Genomic DNA, 21,089 nt, shown 5'->3' with positions numbered 1-21,089 from the left:
CAGGGAGTTCCGACTGTTGCGCTTAACGTTGTAAACTGCTTCCCTGTCTTTCGTAAAAATCTGAGGATTGTCATGGCTGAGTTGTTGTTAGGCGTTAATATCGATCACGTGGCTACCGTGCGTAACGCGCGTGGCACCAACTATCCCGATCCGGTTCAGGCGGCGTTTGTCTCTGAGCAGGCTGGCGCAGACGGCATCACCGTGCATCTGCGTGAAGATCGTCGTCATATCACTGACCGCGACGTGCGTATTTTACGTCAGACGATTCAGACACGGATGAACCTGGAAATGGCGGTGACCGATGAGATGGTCGACATCGCCTGCGAAGTGAAACCACATTTTTGCTGCCTGGTGCCGGAAAAACGTCAGGAAGTTACCACCGAAGGTGGGCTGGATGTTGCCGGTCAGCAGGCGAAAGTCACCTCTGCCGTCAGTCGCCTTAACGAGGCCGGGATCCTGGTTTCGCTGTTTATCGACGCCGACGAGCGCCAGATTGACGCGGCGGTCGCTTCCGGGGCGCCCTATATTGAGATCCATACCGGCGCCTATGCTGAAGCGGAAGAGGGCGCGGCGCGTGATGCAGAGCTGGCGCGCATTAGCGCCGCCGCAAGCTACGCGGCGGCTAAAGGCCTGAAGGTCAATGCCGGACACGGTCTGACTTATCACAATGTGCTGCCAATTGCGGCGCTGCCGGAGATGCATGAACTGAATATCGGCCATGCGATTATTGGCCGCGCGGTGATGAGCGGTCTGGCGGATGCGGTGAAAGAGATGAAACAGCTGATGCGGGAAGCGCGTCGTTAATGGCTATTCTCGGTCTGGGCACCGATATTGTTGAGATTGCTCGCATTGAGGGGGTGATTTCGCGTTCCGGCGATCGCCTGGCGCAACGGGTGCTCAGTAGCAACGAGTGGGCGCAATATCAGGCGCATCAGCAGCCGGTGCGATTTCTCGCCAAGCGTTTTGCGGTAAAAGAGGCGGCGGCCAAGGCCTTTGGCACCGGCATCCGCGGCGGCTTAGCCTTTAATCAGTTTGAAGTGTATAACGACGAGCTGGGTAAGCCAGGACTGCGCTTCTTCCAGCATGCGGCGATCGTTGCGGAAAACCTTGGGGTTAAATATGTGCATGTGACGCTGGCGGATGAGCGGAATTATGCCTGCGCTACGGTAATTATTGAGAACTAAATCAGACCGAAGGGGCGGCGTTATCGATCGCCGCCCGAGCCACACAGCATCACGAGTGATGCATCACCACAAACTTCTCCCACAACGCTTCTTTACTCTCAATATGCAGCGGGTCGGTAATAATGGTGTTATCGATTGGGCAGACCTGCATACAGGTCGGCGTATCATAATGGCCGACGCATTCAGTACAGCACGCCACATCGATCTGATAGATCTCATCGCCCATCGAGATGGCGTTATTAGGGCACTCGGGTTCACACATATCGCAGTTGATACAGCGCTTGGTTATCAGTAAAGCCATTTCAATTATTTACGCTTAAAGTATATTTAAATCAGTTAGTTATTTACCGTTTGCAAAACGCACTTTAGAAACTGAAGTGTGTTTTTATACAGTGTAATTCCTGTTGAAACACCTTCTGCCGCAACACACAATAGCAACACATAAGGAAAAAGCTCATCCAATTCCCCCCATGTGTGAGCAAAGTAGCTAAGTCGGCAAATAACAGGAAGTTTCTATGTCGCGAACGATAACACAAAAAGAAAATGCCCCCAATGATCACAGTCATAAGGCAGCATCAGAACGATGGGAGGAATGTAAGCCTCCGTACACAAGCTCACACATGAGAATCTGTGTTACGGCTGCAAAAGTCTGCTCAGTAAAAGTAACGTTTTTTCTGCAATGCAGCATTAAAGGGGAAGCCCCCTCAGGCCTGGCATATCAGCCAAAAGGTGGCGGTGTTTATCGTCATGCAGATTGGTGCAGCCAGGGTATGCACAATCGGCAGGCGGAGGATAAGAGGGCGCTTTGCTATACATTTTTGGATCGCGCATCGGAAAAAGGTAACCTTAGTAATAGAGTATGATTTTTAAGTTTAATTTATTGTTTATTAAGCATAAATCTTGTTACCTTTAAAAGGTAATCCACAGTAATCAAAAAGTAATTTTTTTGTCTTTTTCATATAAAACAGATAGTTATAAATATTAGAAATTACCGTTATAAAAGGTAACCTGGTTACTCTTTGATTACCCGAAAGTTACTAATTGATATTTCTAAATAATTTATATTATTCAATGTGTTATATGAATATTCTTTGGTGTATTACCTAAGTTACCTTTTTCCGAAGGCGCCATTGACTTTGGGTATATTAGTATTGGTTAAAAATTAACCTTTAATCGATTGTCACTTTTCTATCTGGTGGGCTGTGAGGTGCTTCCCGGCCTTGCGTGTGGGCAGAGTGCCAAAGTAGTGAAGAGATGCCGCACTTTTGCCTCTATTTGGGCATACCTATCCGGTAAACATTAGGTATGCTATCGCTACTTAGGGAGGGAGCCGCATGATAATCAGTGATGAGAAATTGGCACAGGCTGGGTTTACCCGTTCTGACCTGCAAAAAATAAAAAATAACGTCGACAGCTACGGTGGCACTTTTGGCGAGGCAATTCAGGATCTGGCTAACCGTTTCAGGATACTTATATGGATTTCTTGTTTCTGCTCAGCCGTATTTGCCTGGCTTGTTTTCTCCGGGGATGTTGAACGGATGATAGCTGGAGGCATTAGTCTTGTTATCACGATGCTGATCGTCATTTTCATACAACCGCCAGTTCTCTCTTATAAATCCTGGCGGTACTGGAGAGCTAATCGAAATTAACAGGGCTGCTTGTTAACGGTCAGCAGGTCGAGATGGAGTGACCCCGCACCTGTGCTTACGCGTGGGCAGAATGCCAAAGTAATGAAGCGATGCCGCACTTTTGTCTCTGTTTGGGTATACCCGCCGTATAAACATTAGGTATGCTATTGTTCAACAGAGAGGGAGCCGTATGAAAATCAGTGATGAGAAGCTAGCACAGGCGGGGTTTACCCATTCCGACCTGCAAAAAATAAGAAACAACGTTGACAGTTACGGCGGAACGCTTGGAGAGGCAATTCAGGATCTGGCCAACCGCTTCCGGGTTGTTATATGGATATTTTTCGGCTGTTTAGCCGTGTTTATCTGGGTCGTTCTATCCGGGAATGTTGACAGGATTATATCCGCAGGCGTGGGACTTCTGATTACGATGCTCATCGTAATTTTCATACAACCGCCAGTCCTCTCTTACAAATCCTGGCGGTACTGGAGGGCTAACCGCAATTAACGGGGCTGTTCATCGATGGAAAGCAGGTCAAAAATCACTTTAGCCTTTATGCCATAACCCACAATTTTCATTGTCAGTTTGGGGCGGCTCATCGTATTGACCTTGCGGTAGTAGTCTCGTGGTACCCAGCGGAATAACCGCCATGCGCCGGGTTTTCTGGCCAGGCCGAAGATGCTGTACACACTGGCACCCAGAGTGACACTGTTATAAAAAGCGAGTCCGGCGTTAGCACTGAAGCCCATATACTGCGCAAGTTCAATTGCCGTGTCTGCAACCGCCCCTTCAGACTGAGATTGCTTACCGTGCCGCAGATAACTCACTTCTTTTGTTATTCCGTTTGCCCCATCAGCAACCAGAATAGCGCCAGCAAGTACACCAATCGGCGTCATAGATGTAATCATCATTGCCCCGCCAACAACGGCGATCCCCGAAATAACAATATGCACAGCTGATATGACGTACCCGACGATTTTGTTATTCTCACGCACAAACTCTACTTTTGCGTAAAGCTCGGCGGTTTTCATCCGCAGCATCCTGCTCTGCTCCTGAAGGTTCTCCGTTTCTGCCTTCAGGGTTTTGATGCACGCCATGCACTCTTCATCCGATTTCGCACGGCGTGCGGCGGCAAACTGCTGTTCGACGACGGCCTTAATCTCTTCGATGAATTTTATCCGTGTCATTCCGTCGGAAAGGTGAAACGAAGCCGCTCTGTTCGCTTCAGAGATCAGTTTTCTGGCCTCCAGATTTACCATCGTTTCAGCCCAGGCCTTGTTCCTGTAACTTCCTGGCAGCGCAATATCCATAGTCCACTCCTTTGTTTATAGATTCTTATGTGAGTGTCGCGCATGGCCGTAGTGAAAACAAGGGTATGTCGTTTGGGATTAAGCGATGGCTATATAAAGGAGGGAAACTGTAACGTTCAGGCAGATCCTAGAGTTGCTGGCCAGCAAAGTGCCATGAAATTATAGAAGGGCAGAAATTGATTAAGGCAGTTTTGCGTTACTGTTTAGCAAGTAGGGTAGCTACGCAACATTTACAAAGGCAACGCAAACCGTAACGCACAACCATAATTTATTGATTTATAGCATATAAATACGCAATCTCACACATATCGCAGTTGATACAGCGCTTGGTTATCAGTAAAGCCATTTCAGTTTCTTATACTTAAATTTAATATAAATCAGCAGGTTGAGTTCTGTTGCAGACCATAACTGGCATCTGCCAGGCAGTTTTTTATGTCGCGGACAATAACATAAAAAGAAAATGTCCCCAATGATCACCGTCATAAGGGGAGCTTAACGCAGCTGAATGGGACAGGCCCTTACACCAGCTTTTTCACCAGTGCTTCGCTATGACGAATATGGCTGGAGGCGCGCTGCGGATCGTTCTGGATCAACGCCATAAACAACAGATCGGTTAGCGCCAGCTGGGCGGTGGTGGATGAAATCGCGGCGCTACGGGTGGTTTGCTCTTCGGCCACGGTATACAGGCAGAAGCTGGCGCACTGTTGCAGGGTATTAGGCGTAAAACCGGTAAATGCCAGCACATCGGCTCCGGCCAGGCGCGCCTCTTGCGCGGCAAGATTGATCTCACGGCGCTCACCACTATACGAGATCGCCAGCAGCAGGTCGCCAGCTTTCATCGCCTGCACGCTGGCCAGCAGCGCATGCATATCCTGCTCCGCCACCGCACTGATGCCAATTTTCATCAGCTTCCAGGAGAAGTCTTTCGCCACCAGCCCCGAGGCGCCGATACCGACCAGCACAATGCGATGGGCGGACTTCAGCAGCCGCAATGTCTCCATCAGCTTCTCTTCACTGTTGATATCCAGCGTCGCGCGGATCGCCGACTGTTTTTCGGCAAACAGTTTTTCGCCGACTACTTTCAGCGGGTCATCACTTAAAATCTGGTTATGAACGGTGATCGCATCTTTATCAGAGAGTGATTCACTGAGCGCCAGTTTCAATGCCGGGAAGCCTTTATAACCCAGCTTCTGCGCGAATTTAACCACGCTGGACTGACTGACGCCGGACTCTTCCGCCAGCTTTTGCGAGCTGAGGTGACGAGCGCGATCCGGCTGCGACAGCAGGTAATCCGCCAGCCGGCGCTCATTTAACGCCAGCCGCGGATAGAGCTGGCGAATACGCAGCAGTGAACTCATTCTTTTTTCCCCTGATTAACGCGATAGCATGAAATTCCCTGCCTGCGTCGAACTGATGTCCTGAATATGAATAACTTAGTCTACCGTGCCGCGCCGCGCGATCCATGATTAAAACAGGTAAAAGGAGTAACTCGTGAGAAAATCGATCGATGCGCTAAAGCACGGGTTGAGTTTACCGCTTCTGTCTACACTTGTTATGGTAGCTCTGAGAGTGGCGACAGCAGTTGCCCGACTAATTGGTATTATTACCCTGAGGAGTATTGTTTGATTAAGGGATCACCAAGGCGCGTAGTATTTTTCGATTTAGATGGCACGCTGCACCAGCAGGATATGTTTGGCACATTTATGCGCTATCTGCTGTGGCGGCAGCCGCTTAATCTGCTGCTGGTGACGCCTCTGTTGCCGGTGATTGGCCTGGCGCTGCTGATTAAAGGCCGTGCCGCACGCTGGCCGATGAGCCTGTTGCTGTGGGCAATCACCTTTGGTCATAGTGAGGAGCGTTTGTTGCAGCGTGAGCGGGCTTTTGCACAGTGGTTTCGCCCGCGTGTGACCGCATTCCCGGTGGTGGTAAAGCGTCTGACCGACTATCTGAGCAGCGAAGATGCCGATGTCTGGCTGATTACCGGCTCGCCGCAGTCGCTGGTGGAGCAGGTCTACCATGATTCGCCATTTCTGCCGCAGGTAAAATTGATCGCCAGTCAGATGGCGCGGGGTTATGGCGGCCGGGTACTGGCGATGCGCTGTTTAGGCCATGAAAAAGTAGCGCGACTGGAAGACCAGATTGGCACGCCGTTGCAGCTGTATAGCGGTTACAGCGACAGCAAACAGGATAACCCACTGCTGTTCTTCTGCCAGCACCGCTGGCGCGTCACGCCGACCGGACAGTTGCAACAGCTGGAGTGATCGCCGGGCGGTATGCGTTGCCGCCCTCTGTAACAGGTTTCACTTAGTCTCCTCAGCATTTTAGGTATAATGCCCGGCTTTTCCCCACTGGAGACTCAGGTGAGCAACAACAACGATGAATTCTGGATGCGTCACGCCTTGAACCTTGCGCAGCGCGCCTGGGATGAGGGTGAAGTTCCGGTGGGTGCAGTACTGGTGCTGGGCGACCGGATAGTCGGCGAAGGGTGGAACCGGCCGATAGGTCATCATGATCCGACTGCTCACGCCGAAATTATGGCGCTGCGTCAGGGCGGGCAGGTGCTGGAAAACTATCGGCTGATCGATACCACGCTCTACGTGACTCTCGAACCCTGCGTGATGTGCGCAGGCGCGATGGTGCACAGCCGTATCGGACGCGTGGTATTTGGCGCGCGGGATGAGAAAACCGGCGCCGCAGGTTCGTTGCTGGATGTGCTTGGCCATCCGGGGATGAATCATCAGGTACTGATAAGCGAAGGGGTGCTGGCGCAAGAGTGTGCAGGCATGCTCAGTGATTTTTTCCGTATGCGCCGCGAACAGAAAAAGGCGCTGCGTAAAGCACTCAATCAGTAACGGCGGCCTGCGCCACCGTTATCTTCAGTTAAGCGCAATCACCGGTTCCACCGTCGGATAACCTTTACCCAGTTCGGCTTCCATCGCCGCCTGCTGGGCCAGCTTCCTCTCCTGATCCTGCAGATACCCCACCAGGCTGATCTGATACTTACGGATATTCTCCACATAGGAGTATGCCTCATGGCCGCGCGCATAGCCGTAAGTGGTCTGGCTGTAGTAGCGTTTCTGGCTCAGCATCGGCAGGCGCACTTTCACGTCAGCCCAGCTGTCCGGATTGCCTTTCTGCTTCTCGGTCAACTTGCGCGCATCCAGCATATGGGCATAACCCATATTATACGCCGCCAGCGCAAACCAGATGCGCTCATCCTCCGGGATGGTCGCAGGCACTTTCTCCATCATGCGCTGTAAATATTCGCTGCCACCGCGAATGCTCTGCTCCGGATCCAGCCGGTCATCGACATTCAGGCTGTCAGCCGTGTTGCGCGTCAGCATCATCAGACCGCGCACCCCGGTAGGAGAGGTCGCCTGCGGATTCCAGTGCGACTCCTGATAGGAGATCGCCGCCAGCAGACGCCAGTCAATATTGCTGGCATAGCGTTCAAACAGCGGCTTGATATCGGGCAGGATGCCGTCGATGGCGCGCAGGAAGGTGCGGGTATCCACGTAATCAAAGGTGCCGACGTGGCCGAGGTACTTCTCTTCAAGGCGCGCCATGCTGCCTTCTTCACTCATCTGACTGAAGAAATCGAGCATCGCCGCATCAAGGGTGTCATCCTCGTCACGCTGCATATACCAGGTTACCGGCTCTTCATCGGTAATATCAAAGGCCACCGCCAGCTGCGGATGAATACGTTGCAGCAGGCCGATGGTTACCGAATCACCGACGGTATATTCAAGTTTACCGTCCGCTACCGCTTCCAGCAGGGCTTTCGGCCCCTGATCGGTTGAGATGGCCCAGTCGAGATCCGGATACTGATTCTGTCTGGCGTTGCGCAACGTTGACAGATAAGCGGAGCCGGAAGCCACTGTCAGACGACCTTTCAGATCGCCAAGATTTTTGGGGCGCGGCTTACCGATACGATAGACCAGCTGCTGGGAAACGGAATAGTAGGTCGGGCCGGTGCGAAACCGTGCCAGTCTTTCACTGTTGTAGTTAAGACCGGCGGCCAGAATATCGGCCTTGTCATCGTCAAGGTCGTCAAACAGGTCGCTGAGGTTCTGACGCACGGTCACTTCCAGGCGAACGCCCAGATAACCGGCGAAACGTTTTGCCAGCTCGTAGTCCATACCGGCCGGTGATTTATTGATGGTGTAATACGTTAGCGGGGAATTAATGGTGCTGATACGTAGTACGCCGCGCGATTTTATCTGTGCGATTCGATCTTGCGAACCCCCGTACCAGGGGATCGATGGCCACAGCGCCAGCGCAAGCAGCACGGTGATCAGCCCGATCAGCAGATAATTAATTTTTAGGCGTTTCAAATAGTTATCTCTTGGTTGCCCGCAGGCCTCTGTCTCTTTCGGCAGTATTAGTTATGGTCGATTTCCCAGAGCGTGGGGCATTTTGCGCAACAAAGTGCAGCGCTGCAACTTATTCAGCAGTTTTTGCGCAATTTTAAGCCAATTCCTGTATCCGAGAAATTGTGCGCAAACGGTTTCGTTGGGGCCGCGGATTCTCTATAATAGCGCCCGCTTTCCCTGTTGCGCCCAAAGAAGCGTCGCCCGGCGCTTCGAAGACGAGAGATCTTTGATGATGGAAATTCTGCGTGGTTCGCCCGCTCTGTCGGCATTTCGTGTAAACAAACTGCTGGCCCGATTTCAGGACGCTCACCTGCCGGTGAGTGATATTTACGCTGAGTACGTCCATTTTGCTGATGTCAGCGCGCCGCTGAACGCTGACGAAAAGGCCCGCCTTCAGCGTCTGTTGAAGTACGGTCCGTCTCTCGCTGAGCATGCGCCGCAAGGCCGTTTATTACTGGTGACCCCACGTCCAGGCACCATTTCGCCATGGTCCTCCAAAGCTACCGATATTGCCCATAACTGCGATTTACCGCAGGTGCTGCGTCTTGAGCGCGGACTGGCGTTCTATCTGCAGGCGCCACAGCTGACCGAAGCACAGTGGACAGCACTGGGCGGGCTGCTGCATGACCGCATGATGGAGACGATCTTCACCGAGCTGGATCAGGCGGAGCAGCTGTTTGCTCACCATCAGCCGCAGCCGCTGCAGAGCGTCGATCTGTTGGGTGAAGGGCGCAATGCGCTGGTGCAGGCTAACCAGAAGCTGGGTCTGGCGCTGGCGGATGATGAAATTGATTATCTGCAGGCTGCGTTTGAAAAACTGGGGCGCAACCCGAACGACATCGAGCTGTATATGTTTGCACAGGCAAACTCCGAGCACTGTCGCCATAAAATTTTCAACGCTGACTGGATTATTGATGGTCAGCAACAGCCTAAATCGCTGTTTAAGATGATCAAAAACACCTTTGAACAGACGCCTGATTACGTGCTGTCGGCTTATAAAGACAACGCCGCAGTGATGGAAGGCTCGCAGATTGGCCGTTTCTATGCTGATGCCAATAAAGGTGTGTATGACTTCCATCAGGAAGATGCACATATTCTGATGAAGGTGGAAACCCATAACCACCCGACGGCGATTTCGCCATGGCCAGGCGCCGCTACCGGCTCCGGCGGTGAAATTCGTGATGAAGGCGCAACCGGTCGCGGTGCGAAACCAAAAGCGGGACTGGTCGGCTTCTCCGTCTCCAACCTGCGTATTCCGGGCTTTGAACAGCCATGGGAAGAGAATTTCGGCAAGCCAGACCGTATTGTTACCGCGCTGGATATTATGACCGAAGGCCCACTGGGCGGCGCGGCATTCAATAACGAATTTGGTCGCCCGGCGCTGAATGGTTACTTCCGTACTTATGAAGAACGCGTTAACAGCCACAATGGCGTTGAGCTACGTGGCTACCATAAGCCGATTATGCTGGCGGGCGGTATCGGTAATATCCGTGCCGACCACGTGCAGAAGGGTGAAATCACCGTTGGCGCCAAACTGATCGTGCTGGGTGGCCCGGCGATGAATATCGGTCTTGGCGGCGGCGCAGCTTCTTCTATGGCTTCCGGTCAGTCTGATGCCGATCTCGATTTTGCTTCGGTACAGCGCGACAACCCGGAAATGGAACGTCGCTGTCAGGAAGTGATTGACCGCTGCTGGGAGCTGGGCGAAGACAACCCGATCCTGTTTATCCATGACGTCGGCGCTGGCGGCTTGTCAAATGCGATGCCGGAGCTGGTCAGTGATGGCGAGCGCGGTGGCAAGTTTAATTTGCGCGATATCCTTAACGACGAGCCGGGCATGAGTCCGCTGGAAGTCTGGTGTAACGAGTCGCAGGAACGTTATGTGCTGGCGGTATCACCAGAAAAACTGGCGCAGTTCGCCAGCCTGTGTCAGCGCGAACGCGCACCTTATGCGGTAATTGGCGAAGCCACTGAAGAGCTGCACCTGAGTCTGTCTGACAGCCATTTCGATAATAAACCGATCGATATGCCGCTGGATGTACTGCTGGGTAAAACGCCGAAGATGACACGTGACGTCGCCACCCTGCAAGTTAAAGGCGAGGCGCTGGTGCGTGATGGCATCACCATTGAAGATGCGGTGAAACGCGTACTTCATCTGCCAGCCGTGGCGGAGAAAACCTTCCTGGTGACCATCGGTGACCGCAGCGTAACCGGGATGGTGGCGCGCGATCAGATGGTCGGTCCGTGGCAGATCCCGGTGGCTAACTGTGCGGTGACGACTGCCAGCCTCGACAGCTATTACGGTGAAGCGATGGCATTGGGCGAGCGCGCACCGGTTGCGTTGCTGGACTTTGCCGCTTCCGGCCGTCTGGCAGTGGGTGAAGCACTGACCAACATTGCGGCGACGCAGATTGGTTCGCTGAAGCGCATTAAGCTGTCGGCAAACTGGATGGCGGCAGCCGGACACCCGGGCGAAGACGCGGGTCTGTATGCGGCAGTAAAAGCCGTTGGCGAAGAGCTTTGCCCGGCGCTGGGCATCACCATTCCGGTGGGTAAAGACTCTATGTCGATGAAAACCCGCTGGCAGCAGGGCGCTGAACAGCGCGAGATGACATCGCCGCTGTCGCTGGTGATTACTGCGTTTGCCCGCGTCGAAGACGTACGTCGTACCGTCACGCCGCAGCTGCAACCGCAGCAGGATAACGCGCTGCTGTTAATCGATTTAGGTCAGGGGCAGAACGCGCTGGGTGCGACTGCGCTGTCACAGGTTTATCGCCAGCTGGGTGAAAAACCGGCTGACGTACGTGACGCACAGCAGCTGGCGGGCTTCTTTAACGCCATCCAGACGCTGGTGGCGGATGAGAAACTGCTGGCGTACCACGACCGTTCCGACGGTGGTTTGCTGGTCACGCTGGCAGAGATGGCCTTTACCGGTCACTGCGGCGTGGAAGTGGATATTGCCGCGCTGGGCAGTGATAATCTGGCGGCACTGTTTAACGAAGAGCTGGGTGCGGTGATTCAGGTTGCCGCGCAGGATCGTGCGCTGGTGGAGCAGGTGCTGGCCGACAACGGACTGGCGCAGTGTGTGCACTACCTCGGTCAGGCCCAGAGCGGCGATCGCTTTGTGGTCCGCGCCGGTGACAAAGCGGTGTACAGCGAAAGCCGCACCACACTGCGCACCTGGTGGGCTGAAACCACCTGGCAGATGCAGCGTCTGCGTGACAACCCGATTTGTGCCGATCAGGAGCATGAAGCGAAGAAAGATGATACCGATCCGGGCCTCAACGTTAGTCTGAGCTTTAAGCCGGAAGAAGATGTTGCCGCGCCGTATATCGCCACTGGTGCGCGTCCTAAAGTCGCGGTGCTGCGTGAGCAGGGCGTTAACTCCCATATCGAAATGGCTGCCGCCTGGCATCGCGCCGGTTTTGATGCGGTCGACGTCCATATGAGCGATCTGCTGGCTGGCCGTACGGGTCTGGAAGATTTCCAGGCGCTGGTGGCTTGCGGTGGCTTCTCGTACGGTGACGTGCTGGGCGCCGGTGAAGGCTGGGCGAAATCGATTCTGTTTAACAGCCGCGTGCGTGATGAGTTTGAAACCTTCTTCCATCGTCCACAGACGCTGGCGCTGGGGGTCTGTAACGGTTGTCAGATGATGTCGAATCTGCGCGAACTGATCCCGGGTAGCGAAAGCTGGCCGCGCTTTGTGCGTAACCAGTCGGAGCGTTTTGAAGCGCGCTTTAGCCTGGTCGAAGTTGCCGCCAGCCCGTCGCTGCTGCTGGACGGTATGGTCGGTTCACGGATGCCGATTGCGGTTTCCCATGGCGAAGGTTTCGTTGAAGTGCGTGATAACGCGCATCTGGCGAAGCTGGAGCATCAGGGGCTGGTGGCGCTGCGTTTTGTTGATAACTTCGGCAAAGTGACCCAGGACTATCCGGCGAACCCGAATGGTTCTCCAAACGGTATTACGGCGGTATCGAATGAAAGTGGTCGTGTGACCATTATGATGCCGCATCCGGAGCGCGTATTCCGCACCGTCAGCAACTCCTGGCATCCAGCCGAGTGGGGCGAAGACAGTCCGTGGATGCGTATCTTCCGTAATGCGCGCAAGCAGCTGGGCTAAACGCTGACGGCTAAATCGTGAGAAGGCCGGATTATTCCGGCCTTTTTTGCATTCAGACTCTTGCGGTTAGCGCAAGATGAATACCACACGCGGCAGCATAACGACGCAGCGTATCCCAGCTGGCACGGGTCACATTCTTTTCGCAACGCATTCCCTCTGGCTTCAAGCTGGTCCAGCAGGCGCACCATCTTACCTCTTAGGCTATCCGGCAACGCTGCCACTTCCTCGACAGCTTCAGGATGATAGTTCAGTTGAAACATGTTTAATCTCCCTGATAACTGCCCTGATTTAGCTTTTGAGCTAAATTAACTCAAATGCTAAATTAGCCTGAAGGCTAATATCAAGGCGAGGTTTAACGATCCTGTTTTTGCTGAACCGCGACGGGTCTGGGGGGAGGCGGGACATCGTAGATAATTGCTACGATTCTGGGCGGTGGGAGAAAGTCATAAATCGGCTCTTCAACGATTTTGCCTGCTATTTCGGGCATTGGCGCGATGTTGAACTCGCTCAATAGTCTGTTGGCCTCGTTAAATTCACTTCTGGTCATTAGCCTGACGGGCTTATCCACAGTGGCACACCGGTCAGGTTGTTGCATAACGTTTTGCTGTAGATCGTGAAGAGTCGCGGGCTTCTTCCGTTTAAGATAAACCCTGAAAGGCATTGCCAGCTTACAGCAACAATAAGAGGTGGGCATTAATGCGTTTTTTTTGATTTTTTTACTCCCCACCTGGATGCCCAACGGATTTGTGACTGTCCAGGCTCTATGCTGCTCGGTTAAATCAGCAGTATGCGAAAAGGGTAATATTCCTGAATAGCAGTGTAATTCGGGCATAGCCGTTTTCCTTGTAACGTCGATTATTCAACAGGTCCGTATACTATGCGCGTTGATACCGCGGTATCATTATAAAATGGCTTATTTTGCTTTCCTTATTACTGCGCATTCGCCTGCTGTCATAAGGTGTTGCAAATCTACGACAAAAGCGTGTTCGTGCTGTCTCTAAACAGAGACATATAAATGGTTGATTTTATTGGTTGTCTGCGAAAATTCCTAATGGTGTTACTTTTTGACGACACTCTGCCAGACCAGACGGTAAAATTTTTGCGGCAATGCGAATACGCTTAAATTATATAATCCTTTAAAATCAATAAAATAAACAAATATCTTAAATGTGGCACGCCGATTGCAATAATCTCTCCAGTGGCTCATTCACCCTGTTATGACAGCCCTGCGCAAGCGGACAAGCGCTTCATAAAACTTCGAATGACGCACAATACGGTGCCTGCCGTCCACCAGACCGATAACAGTTCACTTTGTGACTTTATCAAGCTTCGGACGTAACGTTGAGTTAGGCACCACCTATTCAGTTCCGTTGATATTATGTCAGCGAACAAAAAACGGCAGATTCTCTGAATCTGCCGTTTTTCTTTTCCGTCCCCACGCTTTCTTCCTGCCTTACACTCAGCTAGCATCAACAGCAGATTTTGCACAGGAATCAACTTTGTGAATAAATGGCGTCTCTTTCCGCGTTCGCTGCGGCAACTGGTTTTGATGGCTTTTTTGCTGGTGCTGCTGCCGTTGCTGGTACTGGCCTGGCAGGCGTGGGAGAGCCTGGCAGCGCTGAGCGAACGCGCCGCCGATACTAACCGTACCACCCTGACCGATGTTCGGCGCAGCGAAGCGATGGCACGTACTGCGCTGGAGCTGGAGCGTAGCTATCGCCAGTATTGTGTGCTGGATGATCCGATGCTGGCGCGCCTGTATCAGACTCAGCACAGCCGCTATTCGCAGATGCTGGATGCGCATGCGCCGGTACTGCCCGACATTCGTTATTATCGTAGCCTGCGTCAGTTTCTGACTCAGCTTTCCCAGCTACACTGCCAGAACAGCAATCCGGTAAAAGCAGCGGCGGATAATCTTGAGGGCTTTTCTAATGCGAATGGCCAGATGGTGCAGGCCACGCGCGAAGTGGTGTTCTCCCGTGGTCTGCAGCTGCAACGTGAAATCGCCGACCGCGGACAGTACTTTGGCTGGCAGGCGCTGATTTTATTTCTTGTCAGCCTTGGTTTAGTGCTGCTGTTTACTCGCATGATTATCGGCCCGGTAAAAGGGGTTGAGCGCATGATCAACCGGCTCGGCGAAGGTCGTCCCCTGGGCAGCAGCGTACTGTTTAAAGGCCCACGCGAGATCCGCTCCCTCGGGCAGCGCATTATCTGGCTCAGCGAACGTCTGGCGTGGCTGGAGTCGCAACGGCACGAATTTTTACGCCATATTTCGCATGAGTTAAAAACGCCGCTTGCCAGTATGCGTGAGGGCACTGAATTACTGGCCGATCAGGTTGCCGGACCGCTAACTGCCGATCAGCAGGAGGTGGTCAGCATTCTCGACCAGAGCAGCCGCCATCTGCAAAAGCTGATTGAGCAGCTACTGGATTACAACCGTAAACTGGCGGATGGTCCGACGGAACTGGAAGCAGTGGCGCTGGATCAGATCGTTGAGATCGTGGTTTCCTCCCACAGTCTCACCGCACGCGCTAAGCTGATCCACACCGAGATCGATCTTCAGATCACACAGTGCTATGCCGAGCCAACACTGCTGATGCGTGTCATCGATAATCTCTATTCGAACGCGGTGCACTACGGCAGCGAATCCGGTAAGATCTGGCTGCGTAGCCACCAACAGGGGCAACGTATTTTTATTGATGTGGCAAATACCGGCACTCCGATCCCGACTGAAGAGCAGGCGATGATTTTCGAGCCTTTTTTCCAGGGCAGCCTGCAACGCAAAGGGGCGGTAAAAGGCAGTGGTCTGGGGCTGAGTATTGCCAAAGATTGTATACGGCGAATGCAGGGTGATCTTCACCTGGTGGCAGCAGACGATGATGCAGATGTCTGCTTCCGTATCGAATTGAATTTAAACGCCGGGAAATAGTAATCCAATGAAATTCAAACTTTTTTCTGCCGTCGCTTTGCGTCCTTTTGGCAGGATCGCCGCCATGTTTCTCCCGCTGTTAATGACAGCATGCGCGCAGCCGTCGTACCAGACACAACATAACAGTAAAAAAAACGTGGTTCTGGAGCCGGAGATCAAAATCGTCGATTACCTGTCGGTTAGCTGTGAGCGTGTCTGGCAGATTGAAGACGAGGAGAGCATGAAAAACCCCCTCTACTGGATGCGGGCGATGGATTGCGGTACGCGCCTGTCACCCGCTGAAGCCCGTGCCGAAGCGCGGCAATGGCCAGCCGGAAACTGGCAAAATACCTTCAAACAGGGCGTACTGCTGAATAACGGTAATGTGACACCGGTTGAGCGGCGTCAGTATGTGGAGCGGCTGGACAGTTTCAGCGTCGATTATCCGCCGTCAATTCGCCCGTTGTTACAGTTATGGCGTGATAACCAGGCGGCGCAACTGCAACTGTCGGCAGATCGCGGTCGTTACGCGCAACTGCAGGAAACCTCTGACAACCAGCTGGATGAGCTGCGGCATAATCAGCGCAAACTGATGCGGGAGCTGGCCGATACCCGGCGTAAACTGGAATCGCTGACCGATATTGAGCGCCAGTTATCATCGCGTAAATCGGCTGATGTTTCTGATAATACCCATAGCGCGGACAAGCGTGACGCCGCACCTGCGGTTGAGGCGGATGATACCTATGTGCCGTCTGTCCCGGATAACGCACAAAACGCCACGGAGAGCGGCAACCCATGATACAACGCAAGTCAGCCCGATTACTGCTGGTGGATGATGATCCCAGTCTGTTGAAGCTGCTCGGCATGCGCCTGAGCAGTGAAGGTTTTCAGGTGACCACCGCCGCCAGTGGCCCGGAGGCGCTGCGTCAGTTAGCCCGTGAGAAAGTGGCGCTGGTGATCAGCGACCTGCGTATGGATGAGATGGACGGCCTGGCGCTGTTCAGTGAGATTCAGAAGCTGCACCCCGGGATGCCGGTAATTATCCTGACCGCGCATGGCTCGATTCCGGAAGCGGTATCGGCAACGCAGCAGGGCGTGTTCAGCTTTCTTACCAAGCCAGTCGATCGCGATGCGCTGTATAAAGCGATTGATGAAGCGCTGGCGCACAGCGCACCAGTCACCGACGAAGCATGGAGTGACTCTATCGTTACCCGCAGCCCGCTGATGCTGCGGCTGCTGGAGCAGGCGCGAATGGTGGCGCAGTCGGATGTGAGCGTGCTGATTAATGGTCAGAGTGGCACCGGCAAAGAAGTGCTGGCGCAGGCGATCCATGCCGCCAGTCCGCGCGCGGGCAAAGGGTTTATTGCGATCAACTGCGGCGCGCTGCCGGAGCAGCTACTGGAGTCAGAGCTGTTTGGTCATGCCAAAGGCGCCTTCACCGGCGCAGTCAGCGCGCGCGAAGGACTGTTTCAGGCTGCGGAAGGCGGCACGCTGTTTTTAGATGAAATTGGCGATATGCCACAGGCGTTGCAGGTGAAATTGCTGCGGGTGTTGCAGGAGCGTAAAGTGCGTCCGCTGGGCAGTAACCGCGATCTGGATATCAATGTGCGGATTATCTCCGCCACGCATCGCGATTTGCCGAAAGCGATGGAGAAAAAAGAGTTTCGTGAAGATCTGTTTTATCGCCTGAACGTGGTGAATCTGCGTATTCCGGCGCTGCATGAACGGGCGGAAGATATTCCACTGCTGGCGAATCATCTGTTGCGTCAGACTGCCGATCGCCATAAACCGCAGGTGCGCAGTTTTTCCACTGACGCCATGAAGCGTTTACTGGCGGCCAGCTGGCCCGGCAACGTGCGACAGCTGGTCAACGTGATTGAGCAGTGCGTGGCGCTGACCTCCTCGCCGGTTATTAGCGAAGCGCTGGTCGAGCAGGCGCTGGAGGGTGAAAACACCGCATTGCCGACCTTTGTTGAGGCGCGCAACCAGTTTGAGCTCAACTATTTGCGTAAACTATTGCAAATGACCAAAGGCAATGTCACCAACGCGGCACGTCTTGCCGGACGTAATCGCACCGAGTTCTATAAGCTGCTGTCGCGCCACGAGCTGGATGCCGCCGATTTTAAAGAGTAGTTTTTAATGCCGCTTCGCTGCTGAGTTATGTTAGTTTAGCCAGCGAACAGAGACAGGCCGCATACGGTATCTGTCCGCAGCACATATACTGAATGTAACCCGTCCGGCCACGGAGGGAGAAAAAAGGGTCTGCCATGAAAAAGATTGATGCGATTATTAAACCGTTCAAACTCGATGACGTGCGTGAGGCACTGGCCGAAGTTGGCATTACCGGGATGACGGTAACAGAAGTGAAGGGCTTTGGTCGTCAGAAAGGCCATACCGAACTGTATCGCGGTGCGGAATATATGGTCGATTTTCTGCCAAAAGTGAAAATTGAAATTGTGGTCGCCGACGATATCGTCGATACCTGCGTTGAAACCATTATGCGCACGGCGCAAACCGGTAAAATTGGCGACGGCAAAATCTTTGTGTTTGATGTTGCGCGCGTGGTACGTATCCGTACCGGCGAAGAGGACGAAGAGGCGATTTAACCTTCGGGTAAAATCATCTCCGCGGACGGCGAGAACGCCGCCCCTACGCAGGAATGATCCAGGGGCGGCGTTTTTGCCGCCCATCAGGTGTTACACCACCTTATGCGGACCAAATACTTCGTAATGAATATGATCCGCCGCTACGCCTGCATCCATCAGCTGTTTTACCGCGAACTGCATAAAACCCAGCGGTCCACACAGGTAATACTGCATCTCCGCGCTGCCCAGCTGCGCGCCTGCTGAAGCCATATCCATCAATCCGGCACTCTGATAACGGCCTGCGTCCTGCGCGGCGGGCTGCTGATACCAGATATGACTGCTGAACGCCGCCAGTTGCGCACCCAGCGCATCAACTTCCTCGCTGAAGGCATGCACCTCACCATTTTGCGCAGCGTGTAACCAGTTAACCTGTGCGGCGTGACGTTGACTCACCAGGCTATACAACATCGCCAGCATTGGCGTCTGACCAATCCCGGCTGAAATCAGCGTTACTGGCGTATTCGCGCTGATATCAATATAGAAATCACCGGCCGGAGCGGCCAGCAGCAGTTGATCACCGACTTTAGCCTGCTGATGCAGCCAGCCAGACACCGTACCCTGGGCTTCACGTTTTACCGCTATACGGTAGCTGCGACCATTTGGCGCCCGCGTCAGCGAGTACTGACGAATTTCCTGATTCTCAAAGCTGGCATCATTCAGCGTAACGCCCAGATATTGCCCGGCCAGATAATCCGCCACCGGCTGACCATCCAGCGGGCTGAATTCAAAGCTCTTAATTAAGCTGCTTTCGGCGCGGATTGCGCTGATGCGAAAGGCGCGGGTACCACGCCAGCCACCGCGCTGTTGCTCTGCCTGCTGATAGATCGCCTCTTCGCGCTGAATAAACACATTCGCCAGTACGCCATAAGCTTTGCCCCAGGCCTCCAGCACCTCATCGCCCGGGCTCAGCAGCTCATCGATGGTCGCCAGCAGATGCTGACCCACAATCTGATACTGATGCGGCTGGATATTCAGGCTGGTGTGCTTTTGCGCGATACGTTCCACCGCTGGCAAAATCGCCGCCAGGTTTTCAATGTTAGATGCATAAGCGCAGATGGCATTAAACAGCGCCTCACGCTGATCGCCATTACGCTGATTGTTCATATTGAACACATCTTTCAGCTCAGGATTATGCGCCAGCATACGGTCGTAAAAGTGGGCGGTAAGCGCCGGGCCGGTAGCGGCGATAGCGGGAATGGTCGATTTAATGGTAGCGATGGTCTGGCTATCAAGCATGGTGTAGCTCCTTTCGAACACGATTTTTAAAAGATGTATTTTAAATGCATCTTATAGCGAAGCGCTAAAGGTTGTAAATAACCGCGAGTTAAAAAGGGTTTTTCAGTCGCTTGCGACAGAGGTAACGATCGTGAAAAAAATGCATCTGCAGATGAAGAACTATCCTGAAGGAAAAACTTGCAAAAACTGTAAGAAACCCTTGCCAGCTGCGGAGCCAATCGTTTGCGTAAAAAGCTGGCTTTGCCGCTATCCATCAGCCGGTAAAACAGTTTAAACTGTTGGCCTTCGCCCTACAGGGCCATTCACTGCCGTTTTTATAAAGTTAGCTGAGTCAGGAGATCCGGATGTTAAAGCGTGATATGAACATTGCCGATTATGATGCCGAGTTGTGGCAGGCGATGGAGCAAGAGAAAGTGCGTCAGGAAGAGCACATTGAGCTGATTGCTTCCGAAAACTACACCAGCCCGCGCGTTATGCAGGCGCAAGGTTCACAGCTGACTAACAAATACGCTGAAGGGTATCCGGGCAAACGCTATTACGGCGGCTGCGAATATGTTGATATCGTTGAGCAACTGGCTATCGACCGTGCAAAAGAGCTGTTTGGCGCCGATTACGCTAACGTGCAACCTCACTCAGGTTCACAGGCCAACTTTGCGGTTTACACCGCGCTGCTGCAACCGGGCGATACCATTCTCGGTATGAACCTGGCGCACGGTGGTCACCTGACTCACGGCTCCCCGGTCAATTTGTCCGGTAAACTGTATAACGTGGTGCCTTACGGCATCGACGAAACCGGTCAGATTGATTATAACGACCTGGCTGCACAGGCGCAGAAACATAAACCGAAAATGATTATCGGTGGTTTCTCTGCTTACTCCGGTATCTGCGACTGGGCAAAAATGCGTGAAATCGCTGACAGCATCGGTGCTTATCTGTTTGTCGATATGGCGCACGTTGCCGGCCTGATCGCGGCTGACGTTTACCCTAACCCGGTTCCTCATGCGCATATCGTTACCACTACCACGCACAAAACGCTGGCTGGTCCACGCGGCGGCCTGATTCTGGCAAAAGGCGGCGATGAAGATCTGTATAAGAAACTGAACTCTGCTGTGTTCCCAGGTGGCCAGGGCGGCCCGCTGATGCATGTGATTGCCGGTAAAGCGGTGGCGCTGAAAGAAGCGATGGAACCTGAGTTCAAGGTTTATCAGCAGCAGGTGGCGAAGAACGCGAAAGCGATGGTTGAAGTGTTCCTTGATCGCGGCTACAAAGTGGTTTCTGGCGGTACGCACAACCATCTGTTCCTGCTGGATCTGGTGGATAAAAACCTGACCGGCAAAGAAGCTGACGCCGCGCTGGGTCGCGCCAATATCACGGTAAATAAAAACAGCGTGCCAAACGATCCAAAGAGCCCGTTTGTGACTTCCGGTATCCGTATCGGCTCACCGGCAGTGACCCGTCGCGGCTTTAAAGAAGCTGAAGTGCGTCAGCTGGCTGGCTGGATTGTTGATATCCTCGACAATATCAACGACGAAGGCAATATCGAACGTGTGAAACAGCAAGTGCTGGAAATCTGCGCACGCTTCCCGGTATACGCTTAAGTTTGTCGGTGCCAGGCAGGCCCTCTGCCTGGCATAAAGTTGCTTCTTAATCCCTTCTCTGCCAGAGTATCGCCCTCATTGTCGGAGGG

17 protein-coding genes are annotated in these 21,089 nt (G+C 53.2%); 12 read left to right on the top strand and 5 right to left on the bottom strand.

The genetic code is table 11. The annotated features are described in order from the left end of the window. The first annotated feature begins 72 nt into the window (after nt 1–72). Together pdxJ and acpS are read left to right on the top strand one after the other, a co-directional pair. Nucleotides 73–804, top strand: coding sequence for a pyridoxine 5'-phosphate synthase (gene pdxJ, locus J2125_RS05620; RefSeq protein ID WP_017803145.1), 732 nt, complete (start codon nt 73–75; stop codon nt 802–804). Next, on the top strand, nt 804–1,184 hold the full coding sequence (acpS, locus tag J2125_RS05615; protein ID WP_017803146.1) for a holo-ACP synthase: 381 nt from the start codon (nt 804–806) through the stop codon (nt 1,182–1,184). Before pdxJ ends, acpS begins: the two co-directional genes overlap by 1 nt. A 49-nt stretch (nt 1,185–1,233) precedes the next feature. Here acpS and J2125_RS05610 read toward each other — a convergent pair whose 3' ends face one another. Next, nucleotides 1,234–1,485, bottom strand: a complete 252-nt coding sequence (locus tag J2125_RS05610) for a YfhL family 4Fe-4S dicluster ferredoxin (RefSeq protein WP_017803147.1) — start codon at nt 1,483–1,485, stop codon at nt 1,234–1,236. A gap of 1,033 nt (nt 1,486–2,518) precedes the next feature. Here J2125_RS05610 and J2125_RS05605 point away from each other — a divergent pair. Both J2125_RS05605 and J2125_RS05600 read left to right on the top strand, forming a co-directional pair. Next, nucleotides 2,519–2,833, top strand: a complete 315-nt coding sequence (locus tag J2125_RS05605) for a hypothetical protein (RefSeq protein WP_017803148.1) — start codon at nt 2,519–2,521, stop codon at nt 2,831–2,833. A 169-nt stretch (nt 2,834–3,002) separates the two neighbouring features. Beyond that, on the top strand, nt 3,003–3,317 hold the full coding sequence (locus tag J2125_RS05600) for a hypothetical protein (RefSeq protein WP_017803149.1): 315 nt from the start codon (nt 3,003–3,005) through the stop codon (nt 3,315–3,317). Here the strand turns inward: J2125_RS05600 and J2125_RS05595 are convergent. Beyond that, nucleotides 3,314–4,120 carry a DUF4225 domain-containing protein gene (locus J2125_RS05595; protein WP_017803150.1) on the bottom strand — a complete coding sequence of 269 codons (807 nt, stop codon included), beginning with the start codon at nt 4,118–4,120 and terminating at the stop codon, nt 3,314–3,316. The genes J2125_RS05600 and J2125_RS05595 overlap by 4 nt on opposite strands. 518 nt (nt 4,121–4,638) lie before the next feature. Next, nucleotides 4,639–5,478, bottom strand: a complete 840-nt coding sequence (locus J2125_RS05590) for a MurR/RpiR family transcriptional regulator (RefSeq protein WP_017803151.1) — start codon at nt 5,476–5,478, stop codon at nt 4,639–4,641. Between the two features lie 264 nt (nt 5,479–5,742). Between J2125_RS05590 and yfhb the strand changes: the two genes are divergently transcribed. Beyond that, nucleotides 5,743–6,381 (top strand): phosphatidylglycerophosphatase C, encoded by a 639-nt coding sequence (yfhb, locus tag J2125_RS05585; protein ID WP_017803152.1) that lies wholly within the window; start codon nt 5,743–5,745, stop codon nt 6,379–6,381. Nucleotides 6,382–6,450: 69 nt separating this feature from the next. Beyond that, entirely contained in the window at nt 6,451–6,972 is a 522-nt protein-coding gene (gene tadA / locus J2125_RS05580) for a tRNA adenosine(34) deaminase TadA (protein WP_051050859.1), read from the top strand. A gap of 24 nt (nt 6,973–6,996) precedes the next feature. Here the strand turns inward: tadA and mltF are convergent, their stop codons facing one another. After that, a complete protein-coding gene (gene mltF / locus J2125_RS05575) occupies nt 6,997–8,454 on the bottom strand; it encodes a membrane-bound lytic murein transglycosylase MltF (RefSeq protein WP_017803154.1) in 1,458 nt (485 codons plus the stop codon). Between the two features lie 268 nt (nt 8,455–8,722). Here mltF and purL point away from each other — a divergent pair, with 268 nt between their 5' ends. From purL to glnB, 5 genes are all read left to right on the top strand, one after another. After that, nucleotides 8,723–12,613 (top strand): phosphoribosylformylglycinamidine synthase, encoded by a 3,891-nt coding sequence (gene purL, locus J2125_RS05570; RefSeq protein ID WP_017803155.1) that lies wholly within the window; start codon nt 8,723–8,725, stop codon nt 12,611–12,613. 1,549 nt (nt 12,614–14,162) lie between these two features. Next, nucleotides 14,163–15,542, top strand: coding sequence for a sensor histidine kinase (locus J2125_RS05565; protein WP_244987215.1), 1,380 nt, complete (start codon nt 14,163–14,165; stop codon nt 15,540–15,542). A 64-nt stretch (nt 15,543–15,606) separates the two neighbouring features. Continuing rightward, on the top strand, nt 15,607–16,320 hold the full coding sequence (gene qseG / locus J2125_RS05560) for a two-component system QseEF-associated lipoprotein QseG (RefSeq protein WP_017803159.1): 714 nt from the start codon (nt 15,607–15,609) through the stop codon (nt 16,318–16,320). Further along, complete coding sequence (gene glrR / locus J2125_RS05555; RefSeq protein WP_017803160.1) at nt 16,317–17,654, top strand: two-component system response regulator GlrR; 1,338 nt, start codon at nt 16,317–16,319, stop codon at nt 17,652–17,654. Before qseG ends, glrR begins: the two co-directional genes overlap by 4 nt. A 134-nt stretch (nt 17,655–17,788) precedes the next feature. Then, nucleotides 17,789–18,127 carry a nitrogen regulatory protein P-II gene (gene glnB / locus J2125_RS05550; RefSeq protein ID WP_017803161.1) on the top strand — a complete coding sequence of 113 codons (339 nt, stop codon included), beginning with the start codon at nt 17,789–17,791 and terminating at the stop codon, nt 18,125–18,127. A 90-nt stretch (nt 18,128–18,217) separates the two neighbouring features. On the opposite strand, the gene hmpA is transcribed toward glnB, so the two are convergent. Continuing rightward, nucleotides 18,218–19,402, bottom strand: a complete 1,185-nt coding sequence (hmpA, locus tag J2125_RS05545) for an NO-inducible flavohemoprotein (protein WP_017803162.1) — start codon at nt 19,400–19,402, stop codon at nt 18,218–18,220. A 344-nt stretch (nt 19,403–19,746) separates the two neighbouring features. On the opposite strand from hmpA, the gene glyA reads away from it, so the two are divergent. After that, complete coding sequence (gene glyA, locus J2125_RS05540; RefSeq protein WP_017803163.1) at nt 19,747–21,000, top strand: serine hydroxymethyltransferase; 1,254 nt, start codon at nt 19,747–19,749, stop codon at nt 20,998–21,000. The last annotated feature ends 89 nt before the right edge of the window (nt 21,001–21,089 follow it).

Origin of the sequence: Winslowiella toletana, assembly GCF_017875465.1 — a bacterium.
Taxonomy (GTDB): Bacteria; Pseudomonadota; Gammaproteobacteria; order Enterobacterales; family Enterobacteriaceae; genus Erwinia; species Erwinia toletana.
This window is presented reverse-complemented; position numbering and strand designations above follow the sequence as displayed.